This is a genomic window from Helicobacter sp. 11S02596-1, from assembly GCF_002272825.1.
In the GTDB taxonomy this organism is placed as follows: domain Bacteria; phylum Campylobacterota; class Campylobacteria; order Campylobacterales; family Helicobacteraceae; genus Helicobacter_J.
On record NZ_MLAM01000044.1, the window covers coordinates 1 to 415 of the forward strand.

The 415-nt window shown below is 43.6% G+C and carries 1 protein-coding gene; it reads left to right on the top strand.

Annotated features, from left to right (window positions below):
* Positions 1-60 precede the first annotated feature (60 nt).
* A complete protein-coding gene (locus BJI48_RS09280; RefSeq protein ID WP_095334281.1) occupies positions 61-279 on the top strand; it encodes a hypothetical protein in 219 nt (72 codons plus the stop codon).
* The last annotated feature ends 136 nt before the right edge of the window (positions 280-415 follow it).

A 415-nucleotide genomic window follows, 5' to 3' on the forward strand; every position in this document is an offset into this window, starting at 1 on the left:
ACTCCCAAAGCACACTACACTACGCCTAAAAACTGCGATTAACGCAGATTAGGATAAATAATGAAAACCTATGAAACTTATCTCGAATATTCAAGCTCGCTTGAATATGAGATGGTAGCTTTAGGAGGAGGAGCGTTAAGCCAAAGACAACTGCTTGTCTTTGGTAGCTCCGCACGGCGATGCGTTTATGCTCCACAAAGGAGCATAGCATACGACAAAGCAGGCTTTGCCTTGCGTAGCGGTCTTGCGATTCAGTTTAAACTGAATCGAGTAAAATAAGGAATCCTTATGAAATCCTTAGAAGACCTCAAATATTTTCTCCAAGAAGCCCAGCAGGGTAATTTTAGGGCATTAGAAGAATACAAACTCTCCAAAGCCTACCTGCACGGCAAGCAACTCGACCCTGCCACGATTG

Coding starts and splice junctions, on each gene's coding strand:
- BJI48_RS09280 (WP_095334281.1), top strand. CDS start 61: ATGAAAACCTATGAAACTTATCTCGAATATTCAAGCTCGCTTGAATAT.